This is a genomic window from Pseudomonas sp. P4795, from assembly GCF_048822895.1.
Lineage (GTDB): Bacteria > Pseudomonadota > Gammaproteobacteria > Pseudomonadales > Pseudomonadaceae > Aquipseudomonas.
On record NZ_JBMFBT010000002.1, the window covers coordinates 487,594 to 500,294 of the forward strand.

Below are 12,701 nucleotides of genomic sequence, written 5' to 3' on the forward strand. Positions count from 1 at the left end.
GCCAAAACGCCCCTGGCTCAACTGGCTGACGTAGTCGATCAGTTTGCGGATCGGCTCGACCAGGTTGCGGTTGACCAGCCACAGGCTGAACACACCGATCACAACGCCGGACGCGAGCATTACCAGCAAGCCCAGCCAGACTGTGCGGTCGGCGCTGGCGCTGATCTGCGCCGATTGCTCGACGCCCTCTTTACGCAGCTCGGAAACCAGTGCGCTCATCTGATCGCTGGTGGCGCGGTCGACACCTTTGACGGCAACGTCGCCGGCAGTCGGATCGGCACCGGCAGCCACGTAGGCATCGCGGCCCTTCTGATACGCCGTGCCCAGTTGACGGTGTTCTTCGCGCAGTCGTTCGATGCGGGTTTTCAGCGCAGGCTCGATGCCCTTCTGGTTGGCCAGCTCACCGAGAATCCCTTGCACATCACGTTGGCGGTCTTCGAACTGGCTCCAGTATTTCGCCAGATCCGCCGGTTGCTTGCCGCGCAGCAAAACGTTTTTCCATTCCTGCACCTGCACCTTGAATTGCAGGTTGGCTTCGTCGATCAGTTGCGAGGTGCGCAAGGGCCCTTCGATCAACTGGCCGTAACTCTGCACGCCGTTGGACAGGAAGTGGAAACAGGCCAGCGCGATCAACAGGATCGCCAACAGGCTGCCGCTCAACAGGGCAAGAATTTGCCCCTTCAGGGATTTTTGTACCGACATCGCAGCTACTCATGACAGGGATGAGGCACGTCCGACAAGACGTGAATTGTGGCCGGACATCCATGTCGGCGAACCGTGGCTCATGGCCAAAGGCGCGCAAGCTAACTCAGCTGTAATCGGCGCACCAGAGCGCTTCTTGAAAAATTTCCGACGACTGGCAAGCCATTGATTTGGCGTCATTTGACTGTCACCAAACCGTCATCAACGAGCGCGATGATGCGGCTCAGGTGAATCTGCAAATCCCGCGACAGACGCCCTCCTCGCAGCGAGCCTTCATGAACCACAGCCTCGACCTGAGTCACCGCGATCCAGACCTGTTCGGCCTGCTTTACGGCTTTCAATTTCGCCCCGGTGAACGCGGCCGCGAGGTGGATTCCGCGACCGCCCTGCGTTGCCTGCAAGACGACACCGATGGCGATGAATTCCTCTGGCTGCATCTGAATCTGGCGCACGCCGCGTGCGAACGCTGGATGAAAAGTCATCTGCAATTGCCTGAGGAGTTTTTCGAAGCGCTGCACGAAGGCTCGCGTTCGACGCGCATCGAGCATGTCGATTCGGCTCTGCTGGCGGTGGTCAACGATGTGGTATTCAACCTGAGCAGCATGGTTTCTTCGGACGTATCGACGCTGTGGGTCTGTGTGCGCAGCAAGCTGATCGTCAGCGCGCGTTTGCAACCGCTGCACTCGGTGGACAAGTTGCGCTCGTCGGTCAAGGCCGGCGAATGCTTTCGTTCACCGCTGGAATTGCTGGTGCATCTGCTGCGCGATCAGGGCGAAGTACTGACGCAGATCGTGCGCAAGACCAGCCTCAGCGTCGATCAGATCGAAGACGAACTGCTGTCCTCGCGCCTGTCGACCAACCGCGCCGAACTAGGTGCCAACCGGCGGGTGCTGGTGCGTTTGCAACGCTTGCTGGCGCTGGAACCCGGCTCGTTGCTGCGCCTGCTCAATCGCCCGCCGCCATGGCTGCAGAAAGAAGACGTCAAAGAGTTGCGCAAATCCACCGAGGAATTTGCGCTGATCATCAACGACCTGACCGCGCTCGGCGAGCGGATCAAACTGTTGCAGGAAGAGATCGCCGCCAACCTCAACGAACAGAGCAACCGCACGCTGTTCACCCTGACCGTGGTCACGGTGCTGGCGCTGCCGATCAACATCATTGCCGGTTTTTTCGGGATGAACGTGGGAGGCGTGCCGTTATCGCAGGATGAGCATGGGTTCTGGATTCTGGTTGCGCTGGTGGCGACGTTCACCGTGATTGCCGGGCGCTGGGCCTTTCGTAAACGCCGGGATTATTAAGATCCCTGTGGCGAGGGGATTTATCCCCGATGGGTTGCGCAGCAGCCCCAAAGCCATTCACCGCGGTGTATCAGATAGAACGTACGTACCGGATTTGCGACTGCTGCGCAGCCGAACGGGGATAAATCCCCTCGCCACAGGGGATCTTCGCGCCGCCAGATCAGTGACGGGGCTAATCCACCTAACACTGATCCACGGCAGCCTCTCTGTAACATTCTGCAACGATCATGGGCGACATTCCTTTCTTCGCTCAGGATTGTCCGCCCATGGCTACTCCATCGCTTTCCGCCAGCCAAGCGTCCGCCCCCAGCAGCCGGCCAGCGCTCGACAAGAAAACCAGCCCGTTCACCTACGTGATTTTTTTCGCAGTGCTGGCCATGGGGATGCTGTTCACCGCCTACAGCCTGATGCACGACATGCATGAACTGGGCACGCAGGTCACCACCTGGACGCCTTTCCTGCTGCTCGGCGTGGCGCTGTTGATTGCGCTGGGTTTTGAGTTCGTCAACGGTTTCCACGACACCGCCAACGCTGTGGCCACGGTGATCTACACCCACTCGCTGCCACCGAATGTTGCAGTGGTCTGGTCGGGGTTCTTCAATTTCCTCGGGGTGCTGCTGTCGAGCGGCGCGGTGGCGTTCGGCATCATCGCGTTGCTGCCAGTGGAGCTGATTCTGCAAGTCGGCTCGTCGGCCGGTTTCGCGATGATTTTCGCACTACTGATCGCCGCGATTCTGTGGAACCTCGGCACCTGGTGGCTGGGCCTGCCGGCCTCGTCGTCGCACACGCTGATTGGTTCGATCATCGGCGTCGGCGTGGCGAATGCCTTGATGCACGGGCGGGACGGCACCAGCGGCGTCGACTGGGCACAGGCGACCAAGATCGGTTACGCGTTGCTGCTGTCGCCGCTGGTGGGTTTCGGTTTTGCCGCGCTGTTGCTGCTGGCGCTGCGCGCGTTCGTGAAGAATCGTGCGCTGTACAAGGCGCCTGAAGGCAACACGCCGCCGCCGTGGTGGATTCGTGGTCTGTTGATTTTGACCTGCACCGGCGTGTCCTTCGCCCACGGTTCCAACGACGGGCAGAAAGGCATGGGCCTGATCATGCTGATTCTGGTCGGCACCCTGCCGATGGCCTACGCCTTGAACCGCACCATGCCCGAAGAACAATCGCTGCAATTTGCGGCGGTGGCGCAAGTCACTCAGCAAGCGCTGGTGAAAAACACCTCGCTGCCGGCCCCGGCCGATCCGCGCCCGGTGCTTTCGGATTACATGCGCACCAAGGAAGCCACCGCGCAATTGATCCCGGCCCTCGCCGCCCTCACCGGGCACATCGGCGAAGAAGTCAAAGGCTACGGTTCGCTGGCGAAAGTCCCGGCCGAAGCCATGGGTAACGTGCGCAACGATATGTACCTGGCCAGTGAAACCATTCGCCTGATGGACAAGAACAAGGTCGGCAACTTCGACGCCGACACCAGCGGCAAGCTGCAACTGTTCAAGCAACAGATCGACAACGCCACACGCTTCATTCCGCTGTGGGTGAAGATCGCCGTGGCCATCGCGCTGGGACTGGGCACCATGGTTGGCTGGAAACGCATTGTGGTGACGGTCGGTGAAAAGATCGGCAAGACGCATCTGACTTACGCGCAAGGTGCATCGGCGGAAACCGTGGCGATGCTGACGATTGGCGCTGCCGACATGTTTGGTTTGCCGGTATCCACGACGCATGTTTTGTCATCCGGTGTGGCGGGCACGATGGTCGCCAATGGCGGCGGGTTGCAGATGAGGACCATCCGTAATCTGCTGATGGCGTGGGTGCTGACCTTGCCTGCGGCGATCCTGCTATCCGGCAGCCTGTACTGGTTGTTCACCCAAATCTTCTGACCACCTCCCCCAGCCAATCCATGAACACCCGCACGCGCAACGGCAAATGCCGTTGCCGTGCATATAGCAGTGAAACGCCCATCGCCGGGGCGTTGAACTGCGGTAGCACGGCTACCAACTCACCGCTCTGCAGATAGCCATTCATTCCGGTGTGCGGAATCTGCACCAGACCAAAACCACCCAACGCTGCCGACTCGTAGGCGTCGGTGCTGTTGACCGTCACACTGCCGGCCATCGGCACGCGGCGAATCTGGCCGTGCTCTTCATAGACAAAACCTTCCGAGCGCGAACCGAGCACGCCGACGTAATGCACCAGCCGATGCTGTGCCAGGTCTTCCAGCGTCTGCGGCACGCCATAGCGCGCCAGATACGCCGGGCTGGCGCAGTTGATCATGCTGAAGTCGCACAGATGCCGCGCGACCACCGACTGATCCGGTTGCGCGCCGACCCGCACCACGCAATCGAAGCCCTCACTGAGCAAATCCACCCGGCGGTCGGTGCTGCTGATTTCCAGTTCCAGTTGCGGATGGCGATCCATGAACTGCGGCAACTGCGGCATCACCACGCGGCGGGCGAGGATGTTCGGCATGTCGATGCGGATACGTCCGCTCAACGAAGCGGCATCCTGACGGAACAGGCCTTCGATCTCGTCCATGTGCGACAGCAGATCCTTGCTGCGCTCGTACAACACCAGGCCGTCCTGAGTTGCCTGCACTTTGCGCGTAGTGCGTTGCAGCAGGCGCGTGCCGAGCAGGGTTTCCAGCGCCTGCACATGCTCGGAGACAGTCGAGCGCGGCAGTCCTAGGCTCTCTCCGGCAAGGGTGAAACTCGACAATTCGCTGACCCGCGCGAAGGTGCGCAGCAGTTCCAGTTTGTTCATTTTGCGCTCGTTGATTGTTCGGCCAATCCGACCAGTGATTCCGTTTTCAGTCTGTTTATCACCCCACAGCGGATAAATAAACTGGGCCACATCATCACTCACCGCAATCGAGGCCGACACATGAACCGCAAAATCGCATTGATCACTGGCGCCAGCCGTGGCTTGGGCAAGAACGCAGCACTGCACCTCGCCGCCCAAGGCGTGGACATCATCGGCACTTACAACAGCCGCGCTGATGAAGCTCAGGCGCTGGTGGCAGAAGTGGAAAAACTCGGCGGCAAAGCCGTGATGCTGCAACTGGACGTGAGCCGAAGTGAAGGTTTTGCAGAGTTCGCCACGCAGGTCGAGCACGCGCTGCAACAATTTGATCGTGAACGTTTCGATTTCTTGATCAACAACGCCGGGGTCGGTCTGCATGTGAGTTTTGCCGAGACCACCATCGAGCAATTCGACATGTTGATGAACGTGCATTTCAAAGGTCCGTTCTTCCTGACTCAGCAACTGCTGCCGCTGATTAACGACGGCGGACGGATCATCAACGTGTCCAGCGGCCTTGCGCGTTTCAGCATCCCAGGCGCCAGTGCCTATGCAGCAATGAAAGGCGCGATTGAAGTGCTGACCCGCTATCAGGCCAAGGAGTTGGGTGCACGTCAGATCACTGTGAATACCTTGGCACCCGGCGCAATCGAGACTGACTTCGGTGGCGGCGCCGTGCGCGACAACGCAGCGGTGAATGCGATGGTCGCGGAAAACACCGCGCTGGGCCGTGCCGGTCAGCCGGATGACATTGGCGGAGCGCTGGCGCTGTTGCTGTCACCGGGAGCGCAGTGGATCAACGGGCAACGAGTCGAAGCGTCGGGCGGGATGTTTCTCTGATTGCAAGACAGATGCACAATCATTGTGGCGAGGGAGCTTGCTCCCTCGCCACAAATTGGTGTTTAACAATCAGGCAGTGCGAGCAGTCACCCACCGCTCACGCACCACGTCATAGCCCCAGTGGTAAACATAGGTGTACGGCAGGAAAAACAGCAGCACGCCGATATCCAGCAAGAACGCCTGCCACAGACTCACCGACAACCACCAGGCAATCAGCGGCACGCCCATCACGATCAACCCGCCTTCGAACAGCAGCGCATGCACCACCCGCACCCAGGCGTTGTGTTCGACGTTCATGCGTTTCAACGCGCGGTCGAAAAAGCCGTTAAACACCACGTTCCAGGCCAACGCCAATGCGGCGATCAGCAACGTGACCAAGCCCATGTCGAGCAGCGGTTTGTCCATGATCCATGCCAGCAACGGCGTACAGATCAGGATCGCCAGCAGTTCGAAACCGATGGCCTGGAAAATACGTTCAGTGAGGGATTTGTTGGCAGTCATGGCCTGACTCCTTGAGTGAAGATGGTTGCCATGATCCAGCCTTGTCCCGATACTTCATAACCAATAACCATCGATCAAGGCGATAGTTCATGGCATCTCAGGAAGTGTTGCTGGCGTTCGTGCAAGCGGCCACGCAAGGCTCGTTTTCGGCGGCGGCGCGAAAATTGGGGCGCAGTCAGTCGACCATCAGTGCGGCGGTGGCAAGTCTGGAGATTGATCTGGATCTGATCCTCTTTGATCGCAGCAGCCGTAAGCCGACGCTCACGCCTGAGGGGCACGTCATGCTGCAACGCGCCGAGGCGATTCTGGCAGCGACCAATCGCCTGGAAATGACTGCGCGGCAATTGGCACAGGGCGTCGAGCCGAAGCTGACGGTGGTGATTTCCGACACTTATCAGTCGGATCGATTCGAAGCAGCCTTGGTCGGCTTCGAGCAGCGTTACCCGGATCTGGAGCTGGAATGCCTGATCGCCGAGTGTGATGACATGATCGAACTGGTGCAGCGTGGCCGCGCGCACATGGGATTTGCCGAGATGCGCGACAGCTACCCGCCGGATCTGGAGACCTCGACCGTCGCCGAGAACACTGAAATCGGCTTATTCGTCGGCCTTGACCATCCGTTGGCTAAGCTCGAACACATCGATCAGGCTGAGCTGGCGCAGCATCGCGAGTTGCGTCTGGCGACTATCGTCAATCCGTATGACAGTCGCGGCAAAGGCCGGGTGTGGTCGGCGCCGAGTTATCTGATGCTGCTGGAAATGGCCGAAAAAGGTTTCGGCTGGGCACCGTTGCCCCGCTGGCTGGTGGGGCGTTTCGGCAATGGCTTGCTGGTGGAATTGAAAGTGCGCGGCTGGCCGAAACCGGTGTTTGTCGATGCGCTGTGGTCGCGGCTGTATCCGCCGGGGCCGGCGGGGAGTTGGTTGCTCAGCAAGATGCTGGAATAAATATACCGGTCTTTCGGGCCCCTTCGCGGGCAAGCCCGCTCCCACAGGTTTTGCAGTGTTCAAAAATATTCTGTACGACGCGGATACTGTGGGAGCGGGCTTGCCCGCGAAGAGGCCAGTATTGTCAGCGCACCATTCAGATCAGCTCAACGCTTGCAGCCGCGCCTCGATGAACCGCCGCTCCGGCTCTTGCCGCGTCAACTCCAACGCCCGCAGATACGCCGCCCGCGCCTCTTCCACCCGCCCCAACTGCCGGCAAAACTCGGCCCGCGCTGAATGCGCCAAGTGGTAACCCTGCAATTCTCCAAGCTCAAGAATCCCCTCAATCAATAGCAATCCGGCCAACGGCCCATCACGCTTGGCCACCGCCACCGCGCGATTCAACTCAATCACCGGCGAAGGCACCGCCCGCAACAACACGTCATACAGCCCGACAATCTGCTCCCAATCCGTCTCGCCCGCCGTCGCCGCTTCGGCATGCACTGCGGCAATCGCCGCTTGCAGGCAATACGGGCCAAACCGCCGGGTGCTCAGCGCTCGCTCTACCAGCGCGCAACCTTCGGCGATCAACTGCGCATCCCACAACCCGCGATCCTGATCATCCAGCAACACCAACTCACCCGCAGCCGAAGACCGCGCCGGTCGCCGCGACTCGTGCAACAGCATCAACGCCAGCAGCCCCATCACCTCCGGTTCCGGCAGCAGCTCCATCAACAAGCGGCCCAGCCGAATCGCCTCACGCGTCAGGTCTTCACGGGTCACCTGCGCTCCGACCGATGCCGAATAGCCTTCGTTGAACACCAGATAAATCACCCGCAACACACTGTCGAGCCGCTCGGGCAATTCGCTCAGGCTCGGCACTTGATAGGGGATTTTTGCGTCACGGATTTTCGCTTTGGCGCGCACGATGCGCTGGGCTATCGCCGCCGGTGCCGAGAGAAACGCGCGGGCGATTTCCTCGGTGGTGAGATCGCAGACTTCACGCAGGGTCAGCGGCACTTGCGCGTCCGCCGCCAGCGCCGGGTGGCAGCAGGTGAAAATCAGCCGCAGGCGATCGTCTTCCACATCTTCATTGCTCCAGTCGGTCAGCTCCAGTTCCTCAAGTTGCGCGAGCAACAGCGGTTGCGAAGCCTTGAACCGCGCGCGACGGCGCAACACATCGATGGCTTTGAAACGCCCGGTGGACACCAGCCAGGTGCGCGGATTGTCCGGCACACCGTCGCGTTGCCAACGCTCGACCGCGATAAAAAACGCCTCGTGCAAGGCCTCTTCAGCCAGATCAAAATCACCGAGCAAGCGAATCAAGGTCGCAAGAATCCGCCGCGAGTCCTGACGATAGACTTGCTCGACCCGCGCCTTGATCGCCGCGTCGGTCATCGGTCAGACGTTCAACTGGCGCACGGGACGCACTTCGACGCTGCCGACCCGCGCTGCCGGGATATTCCCCGCGACCTGAATCGCCTCGTTGAGATCCCGCGCATCGATCAGATAAAACCCGGCCAGTTGCTCCTTGGTTTCGGCAAACGGCCCGTCGGTGATCGACAACTTGCCATTGCGCATTCGCACCGTGGTCGCGGTCTGCACCGACTCCAAAGCTTCAGCGGCAATCATCCGCCCGCTGTCCTGAATCGACTCGGCGTAGGCCCAGCATTCCGCATCCTCCGGGCTGTCGGGCTGCGAATGCAGCAGGTGCTCGTCGCTGTACACCAGACATAGATATTTCATGGCTTTCTCCAGGCTGGAACGGATCAACTATGGCCGCAGATCGACACTTTGGCGAACCGGGCCCGGTTTACGGGGTGACGTCGAACAAGGTCGCGCCGCTCATCGGATCGAATGGGGCCGACCAGTGCTCGTGAACAATCTTCCACGTCGCACCCTCCTGCCGGTAACACGCGGTGACGCGCATCCAGCAACTCTGGGTTTCGCCCTTTTCATTGGTGCCACCACAATTAGCCACCCAGTGCGCAAACGCGATGTTGTCCGCTGTCTCGATGGCGATTTCCTGAAATTCGAAAATGTGCGGGCCGGGGCACATTTCCATGCAGGCCAGCCAGTGCGCGCGGTAGGCCGGTTTGCCTTTGAATTGCAGGGCCTTGATAGCGTCGAACGAGACGATGTCGTCGGCGTACAGGGCCATGACTTTTTCCACATCCTTGGCCATCACGGCCTGGCGGTAGGTATCGATCAGGGTCTGGATCTGTGCTTGTGCGCTCATGGGGGTTCTCCTTGGTTTTTGTTGTGAAGACACCCTTAGTCGTCTGGCGAATCGATGGATCGACAGCTGCAACAAAAAATTTCTCAGGCGGGCAAAGTCGCTAGAATCCGAGGCTCTTCTTTGTAGGAAAAAGGAAATTCCCGTGTCAGCCCGACTCGTGCCTTACGACAGCCTGAATGCCATCCAGCGACAGCAGGTCGAGGCGATTGAAATCCACGCCGAGCAGATCAAATTCTCCGGCGACATCCACGGTGCGTTGCACACCTTGCTGTCTAAACCTGCGCCCGGCGTGAAGGGTTTTGCCCTGCTCGCCGATGAGATTCCAGTCGCGTTTCTGCTGCTCAAACGTCCGCCGGTGCTGCCGGCGTGGGCCGGTGAACACAGCGCCACACTGCACGCGTTGCAGGTCGATCGTCGGCAGCAAGGCAAGGGTTATGGCAAGGCCTGCTTGCAGGCGTTGCCAGAAGTCGCGCGTCAGGCCTGGCCGGAAATCCTCGGGCTGGAACTCTCGGTGGACGCTGACAATGACGCCGCCATCGCGCTGTACGCCAAGCACGGCTACGTCGACAGCGGCGAAGCGTACAAAGGCCGGATCGGTTACGAGCGGCGCATGGGCCTGTTTTTCTAATCATCGAGGGATGCACGATGATCGATTCAATCGAAGCGCTGGAAGCGATTTACGGACTTCCCCACGAGCGGGCGGTGCGCAAGCAGATTGGTTTTCTCAACGAGGACTATCAGGCGATGGTCCGCGTCTCGCCGCTGGTGATCGTCAGTTCGGTGGGCGCCGATGGTCTCGACAGTTCGCCCCGTGGCGATACGGCCGGGTTTGTGCGGATCATCGATTCGCGCACGCTGGCGCTGCCGGATCGACCGGGCAACAACCGCATCGATACCCTGCGCAATGTGCTGCACGATCCACGTGTGTCGCTGCTGTTCATCATTCCGGGGATTGGCGAGACGCTGCGCGTCAACGGCACCGCGACCATCAGTGCGGATCCGGCGTTGCTGGAGAGCTTTGCAGTCAACGGCAAACCGGCGCGCACGGTGTTACTGGTGACGGTGGACGCGGCGTTTTTCCATTGTTCGAAAGCGTTTGTGCGCTCGGATGCGTGGAACCCTGAGACGCATCTGCCGCGTTCGGCATTGCCGACAGCCGGGGCGTTTCATAAACGTCTGAACGACGGCCAATTCGACGCCGAAACTTACGACCGCGAAGCGCCGGCGCGAGTACAAAACAGCCTCTACTGACACACCACTATCCACTGTAGGAGCTGCCGCAGGCTGCGATCTTTTGATCCTGCTTTTTAAAGATCAAGATCAAAAGATCGCAGCCTGCGGCAGCTCCTACAGGGACCGTGTTTACAGGGTCAGGATCATCTCGTGCCATGCCATTCCGCCGTGGTCGGATGCCGACGGTTTGATGTAGGCAAAGCCGAATCCGGCATACAGCGCGATGTGTTGTTCTTTGCACATCAGATGGATCGTCGCCTTGCCCAAGCCGCGCATGCGCTCGATGAATTCAGCCAGCAGACGCTTGGCCAGGCCCTGCCTCTGATAATCCGGATGCACCACCACCGACATGATCACTACGTTGGGCCCGGCCGGGTCGTGGCCGATCAGTTCCTTGAAAGCTTCGTCAGACATCTGCACGTCGAACGCCGCGCCGGAGTTGATAAAACCGGCGACCTCCCCGTCCACCTCGGCAACGATGAAGCCGTCCGGCCAGGTGGCGATGCGCGTGGCGATTTTTTCGCGGGTCGCCGCTTCATCGCCTTCGTAGGCGAGGGTTTCGATGGCGTAGCAGCGATCGAGGTCAGTGGCGCTGACGTTGCGGATGATGGTGTTCATGGCGGCTCGAAATCAATGAAAACAAGCGGCAAAGGATAAAGGAATAAGCCGCTCATATCGATCCGCCCTGGCGGCGTAAAGCTTGTGTATAAGCGCTTTTCTTCGGATTCGCGGCAGGTTATTGCTGACGCTTGTCTCTGATCACCCGTGGGGAAACAGCGTATGAGCAGCTTTGAGATTGGTCTGTTGATGGTGGCTGGTATCAGCGTCTTTGGCTTCATCACTTTGGGCGTCGACCTGTTGCGGGCGCGTCGTGTCAGAGACAAGCACTGATAAACCGGCAGCGAGGGGGTAACTCACGCTGCCGGCTGATGTTCAGCCTCTGGTTTCAACCGGCACACAGATTTCCAGCTTGCCGGTCTTGAGCGTCGGATTGAAATCCGCGCTGTAACGCTCCAGTTCCGGGGCGTTGAGTTCAACGTAGTGCGACTTCGGTAGCCAGGTTTTGTAGATGTACTGCAGGGTCTGCGGCAGGTGTTCGAGCGAGCCTTGGTGCTCAAACACCGCGTACTGGCGCGGCAGCACTTCGATCCAGCGATACACGTCCTGCGGCAACTCATCGAGCTTGGTGATTTCCACCCCGGCGATGTAATCGAAGCCGCCCTTGCCGTCGAAATTGCAGCAGACACCGTAGGTCACTTCGCCTTTCTGGCCGGGAATTTTGCCCAGATGCGGCAGGAATTTCTCCCACAGTGCCGGAATTTTGTGCGCGGTTTCCTGAGTAAATCGATCACCCAAGCCTGCAATCAGCAGGAAGTGTCCATGTTCGAAGCGAGGTTCAGCCACTTCGACGCGTTTTTGCTCATCCATGACTCGACTCCTGGAACAAAAGAGGGGTTCGGCTGGGAGTATAGAAAGCCGAAGCCACTTCGCACGGTCAGAGCGCGTGCAACTGCTCGACGGCAGCCGCTCCAATGAACTCGTTGTAGCCAGATACGATCACGTATACCGCGAAATAACAGAAGATCGCTGCAGATGCCATGTACGAGTAGCGCAGCAACTTGTCACCCAAAAGCTTGCCGCCATGGCTCGCGGCGAAGCACAGCCCGGCCGACCACAGCAGTCCGGCACACAGGAACCCGCCGAGGAACAACGCCGAACTCAATGGCCCGCCGCCACCGGAACGCGCGATCAAGGTGCCACCGACCGCTGCGAACCAGAGAATCGCGCTAGGCGACGACATGGCGAGAAATATCCCACGCAAGAATTCCTTGCGATGCGAGTTCTGCCCCACTTTGGCGGTCGCGGCCAGCATGGCTTCGTGGTGAATCGCCGAGTAGATCATCTTCGCCGCGAAGTAGATCAACAACGCGGAACCACCGATCCACAGCACCCAGCGCACGGTTTCGTATTGCAGCAAAACCGTCATGCCCGCCAACGCCAGTACCGCGTAGATCAAGTCACCGACGCAGGTACCCAGGCCCAACGCGAAGCCCTGAAAGTAACCACGCTGCATCGCCAGGGTGATCATCGCGATGTTCGCCACACCGATATCCAGGCACAGCGACAGGCTCAACAAGAAGCCACTGGTGAATTCCATCTAACGTTTTC

At 59.6% G+C, this 12,701-nt stretch carries 14 protein-coding genes and 1 pseudogene; 6 read left to right on the forward strand and 9 right to left on the reverse strand.

What is annotated here, in order from left to right; translation table 11 throughout:
- Window positions 1-9 precede the first annotated feature (9 nt).
- Window positions 10-702: pseudogene (locus ACOI8A_RS06755) on the reverse strand (methyl-accepting chemotaxis protein); the annotation flags it as partial.
- A 275-nt stretch (window positions 703-977) separates the two neighbouring features.
- Here ACOI8A_RS06755 and ACOI8A_RS06760 point away from each other — a divergent pair.
- Window positions 978-2,000, forward strand: a complete 1,023-nt coding sequence (locus tag ACOI8A_RS06760; protein WP_420646383.1) for a transporter — start codon at window positions 978-980, stop codon at window positions 1,998-2,000.
- Between the two features lie 266 nt (window positions 2,001-2,266).
- Entirely contained in the window at window positions 2,267-3,880 is a 1,614-nt protein-coding gene (locus ACOI8A_RS06765; RefSeq protein WP_420651198.1) for an inorganic phosphate transporter, read from the forward strand.
- Here the strand turns inward: ACOI8A_RS06765 and ACOI8A_RS06770 are convergent.
- Window positions 3,864-4,760, reverse strand: a complete 897-nt coding sequence (locus tag ACOI8A_RS06770; RefSeq protein WP_420646382.1) for a LysR family transcriptional regulator — start codon at window positions 4,758-4,760, stop codon at window positions 3,864-3,866. The genes ACOI8A_RS06765 and ACOI8A_RS06770 overlap by 17 nt on opposite strands.
- 120 nt (window positions 4,761-4,880) lie before the next feature.
- On the opposite strand from ACOI8A_RS06770, the gene ACOI8A_RS06775 reads away from it, so the two are divergent.
- Window positions 4,881-5,636, forward strand: a complete 756-nt coding sequence (locus ACOI8A_RS06775) for an SDR family NAD(P)-dependent oxidoreductase (RefSeq protein ID WP_420646381.1) — start codon at window positions 4,881-4,883, stop codon at window positions 5,634-5,636.
- A gap of 69 nt (window positions 5,637-5,705) precedes the next feature.
- Here the strand turns inward: ACOI8A_RS06775 and ACOI8A_RS06780 are convergent, their stop codons facing one another.
- Entirely contained in the window at window positions 5,706-6,137 is a 432-nt protein-coding gene (locus ACOI8A_RS06780; RefSeq protein ID WP_420646380.1) for a multidrug/biocide efflux PACE transporter, read from the reverse strand.
- Between the two features lie 89 nt (window positions 6,138-6,226).
- Between ACOI8A_RS06780 and ACOI8A_RS06785 the strand changes: the two genes are divergently transcribed.
- Window positions 6,227-7,081 (forward strand): LysR family transcriptional regulator, encoded by an 855-nt coding sequence (locus ACOI8A_RS06785; protein WP_420646379.1) that lies wholly within the window; start codon window positions 6,227-6,229, stop codon window positions 7,079-7,081.
- Between the two features lie 141 nt (window positions 7,082-7,222).
- On the opposite strand, the gene ACOI8A_RS06790 is transcribed toward ACOI8A_RS06785, so the two are convergent.
- The 3 genes from ACOI8A_RS06790 to ACOI8A_RS06800 all read right to left on the reverse strand — a co-directional run bounded on the left by ACOI8A_RS06790 (window position 7,223) and on the right by ACOI8A_RS06800 (window position 9,299).
- The gene (locus ACOI8A_RS06790; protein WP_420646378.1) at window positions 7,223-8,458 is read right to left on the reverse strand and encodes an RNA polymerase sigma factor; all 1,236 of its coding nucleotides are present in this window, start codon (window positions 8,456-8,458) and stop codon (window positions 7,223-7,225) included.
- A 3-nt stretch (window positions 8,459-8,461) separates the two neighbouring features.
- Window positions 8,462-8,806, reverse strand: coding sequence for a YciI family protein (locus ACOI8A_RS06795; protein ID WP_420646377.1), 345 nt, complete (start codon window positions 8,804-8,806; stop codon window positions 8,462-8,464).
- A 67-nt stretch (window positions 8,807-8,873) separates the two neighbouring features.
- Window positions 8,874-9,299, reverse strand: a complete 426-nt coding sequence (locus tag ACOI8A_RS06800; RefSeq protein ID WP_420646376.1) for a YybH family protein — start codon at window positions 9,297-9,299, stop codon at window positions 8,874-8,876.
- A gap of 142 nt (window positions 9,300-9,441) precedes the next feature.
- Here ACOI8A_RS06800 and ACOI8A_RS06805 point away from each other — a divergent pair, with 142 nt between their 5' ends.
- Both ACOI8A_RS06805 and ACOI8A_RS06810 read left to right on the forward strand, forming a co-directional pair.
- Complete coding sequence (locus ACOI8A_RS06805; protein WP_420646375.1) at window positions 9,442-9,927, forward strand: GNAT family N-acetyltransferase; 486 nt, start codon at window positions 9,442-9,444, stop codon at window positions 9,925-9,927.
- Between the two features lie 17 nt (window positions 9,928-9,944).
- Complete coding sequence (locus ACOI8A_RS06810; RefSeq protein ID WP_420651199.1) at window positions 9,945-10,550, forward strand: pyridoxamine 5'-phosphate oxidase family protein; 606 nt, start codon at window positions 9,945-9,947, stop codon at window positions 10,548-10,550.
- A gap of 111 nt (window positions 10,551-10,661) precedes the next feature.
- Here the strand turns inward: ACOI8A_RS06810 and ACOI8A_RS06815 are convergent, their stop codons facing one another.
- The 3 genes from ACOI8A_RS06815 to ACOI8A_RS06825 form a co-directional block, all read right to left on the reverse strand.
- Window positions 10,662-11,150, reverse strand: coding sequence for a GNAT family N-acetyltransferase (locus ACOI8A_RS06815; protein WP_420646373.1), 489 nt, complete (start codon window positions 11,148-11,150; stop codon window positions 10,662-10,664).
- Between the two features lie 315 nt (window positions 11,151-11,465).
- Window positions 11,466-11,960, reverse strand: a complete 495-nt coding sequence (locus ACOI8A_RS06820) for a GyrI-like domain-containing protein (protein ID WP_420646372.1) — start codon at window positions 11,958-11,960, stop codon at window positions 11,466-11,468.
- 67 nt (window positions 11,961-12,027) lie between these two features.
- Entirely contained in the window at window positions 12,028-12,690 is a 663-nt protein-coding gene (locus ACOI8A_RS06825) for a LysE family translocator (RefSeq protein ID WP_420646371.1), read from the reverse strand.
- Between the last annotated feature and the right edge of the window lie 11 nt (window positions 12,691-12,701).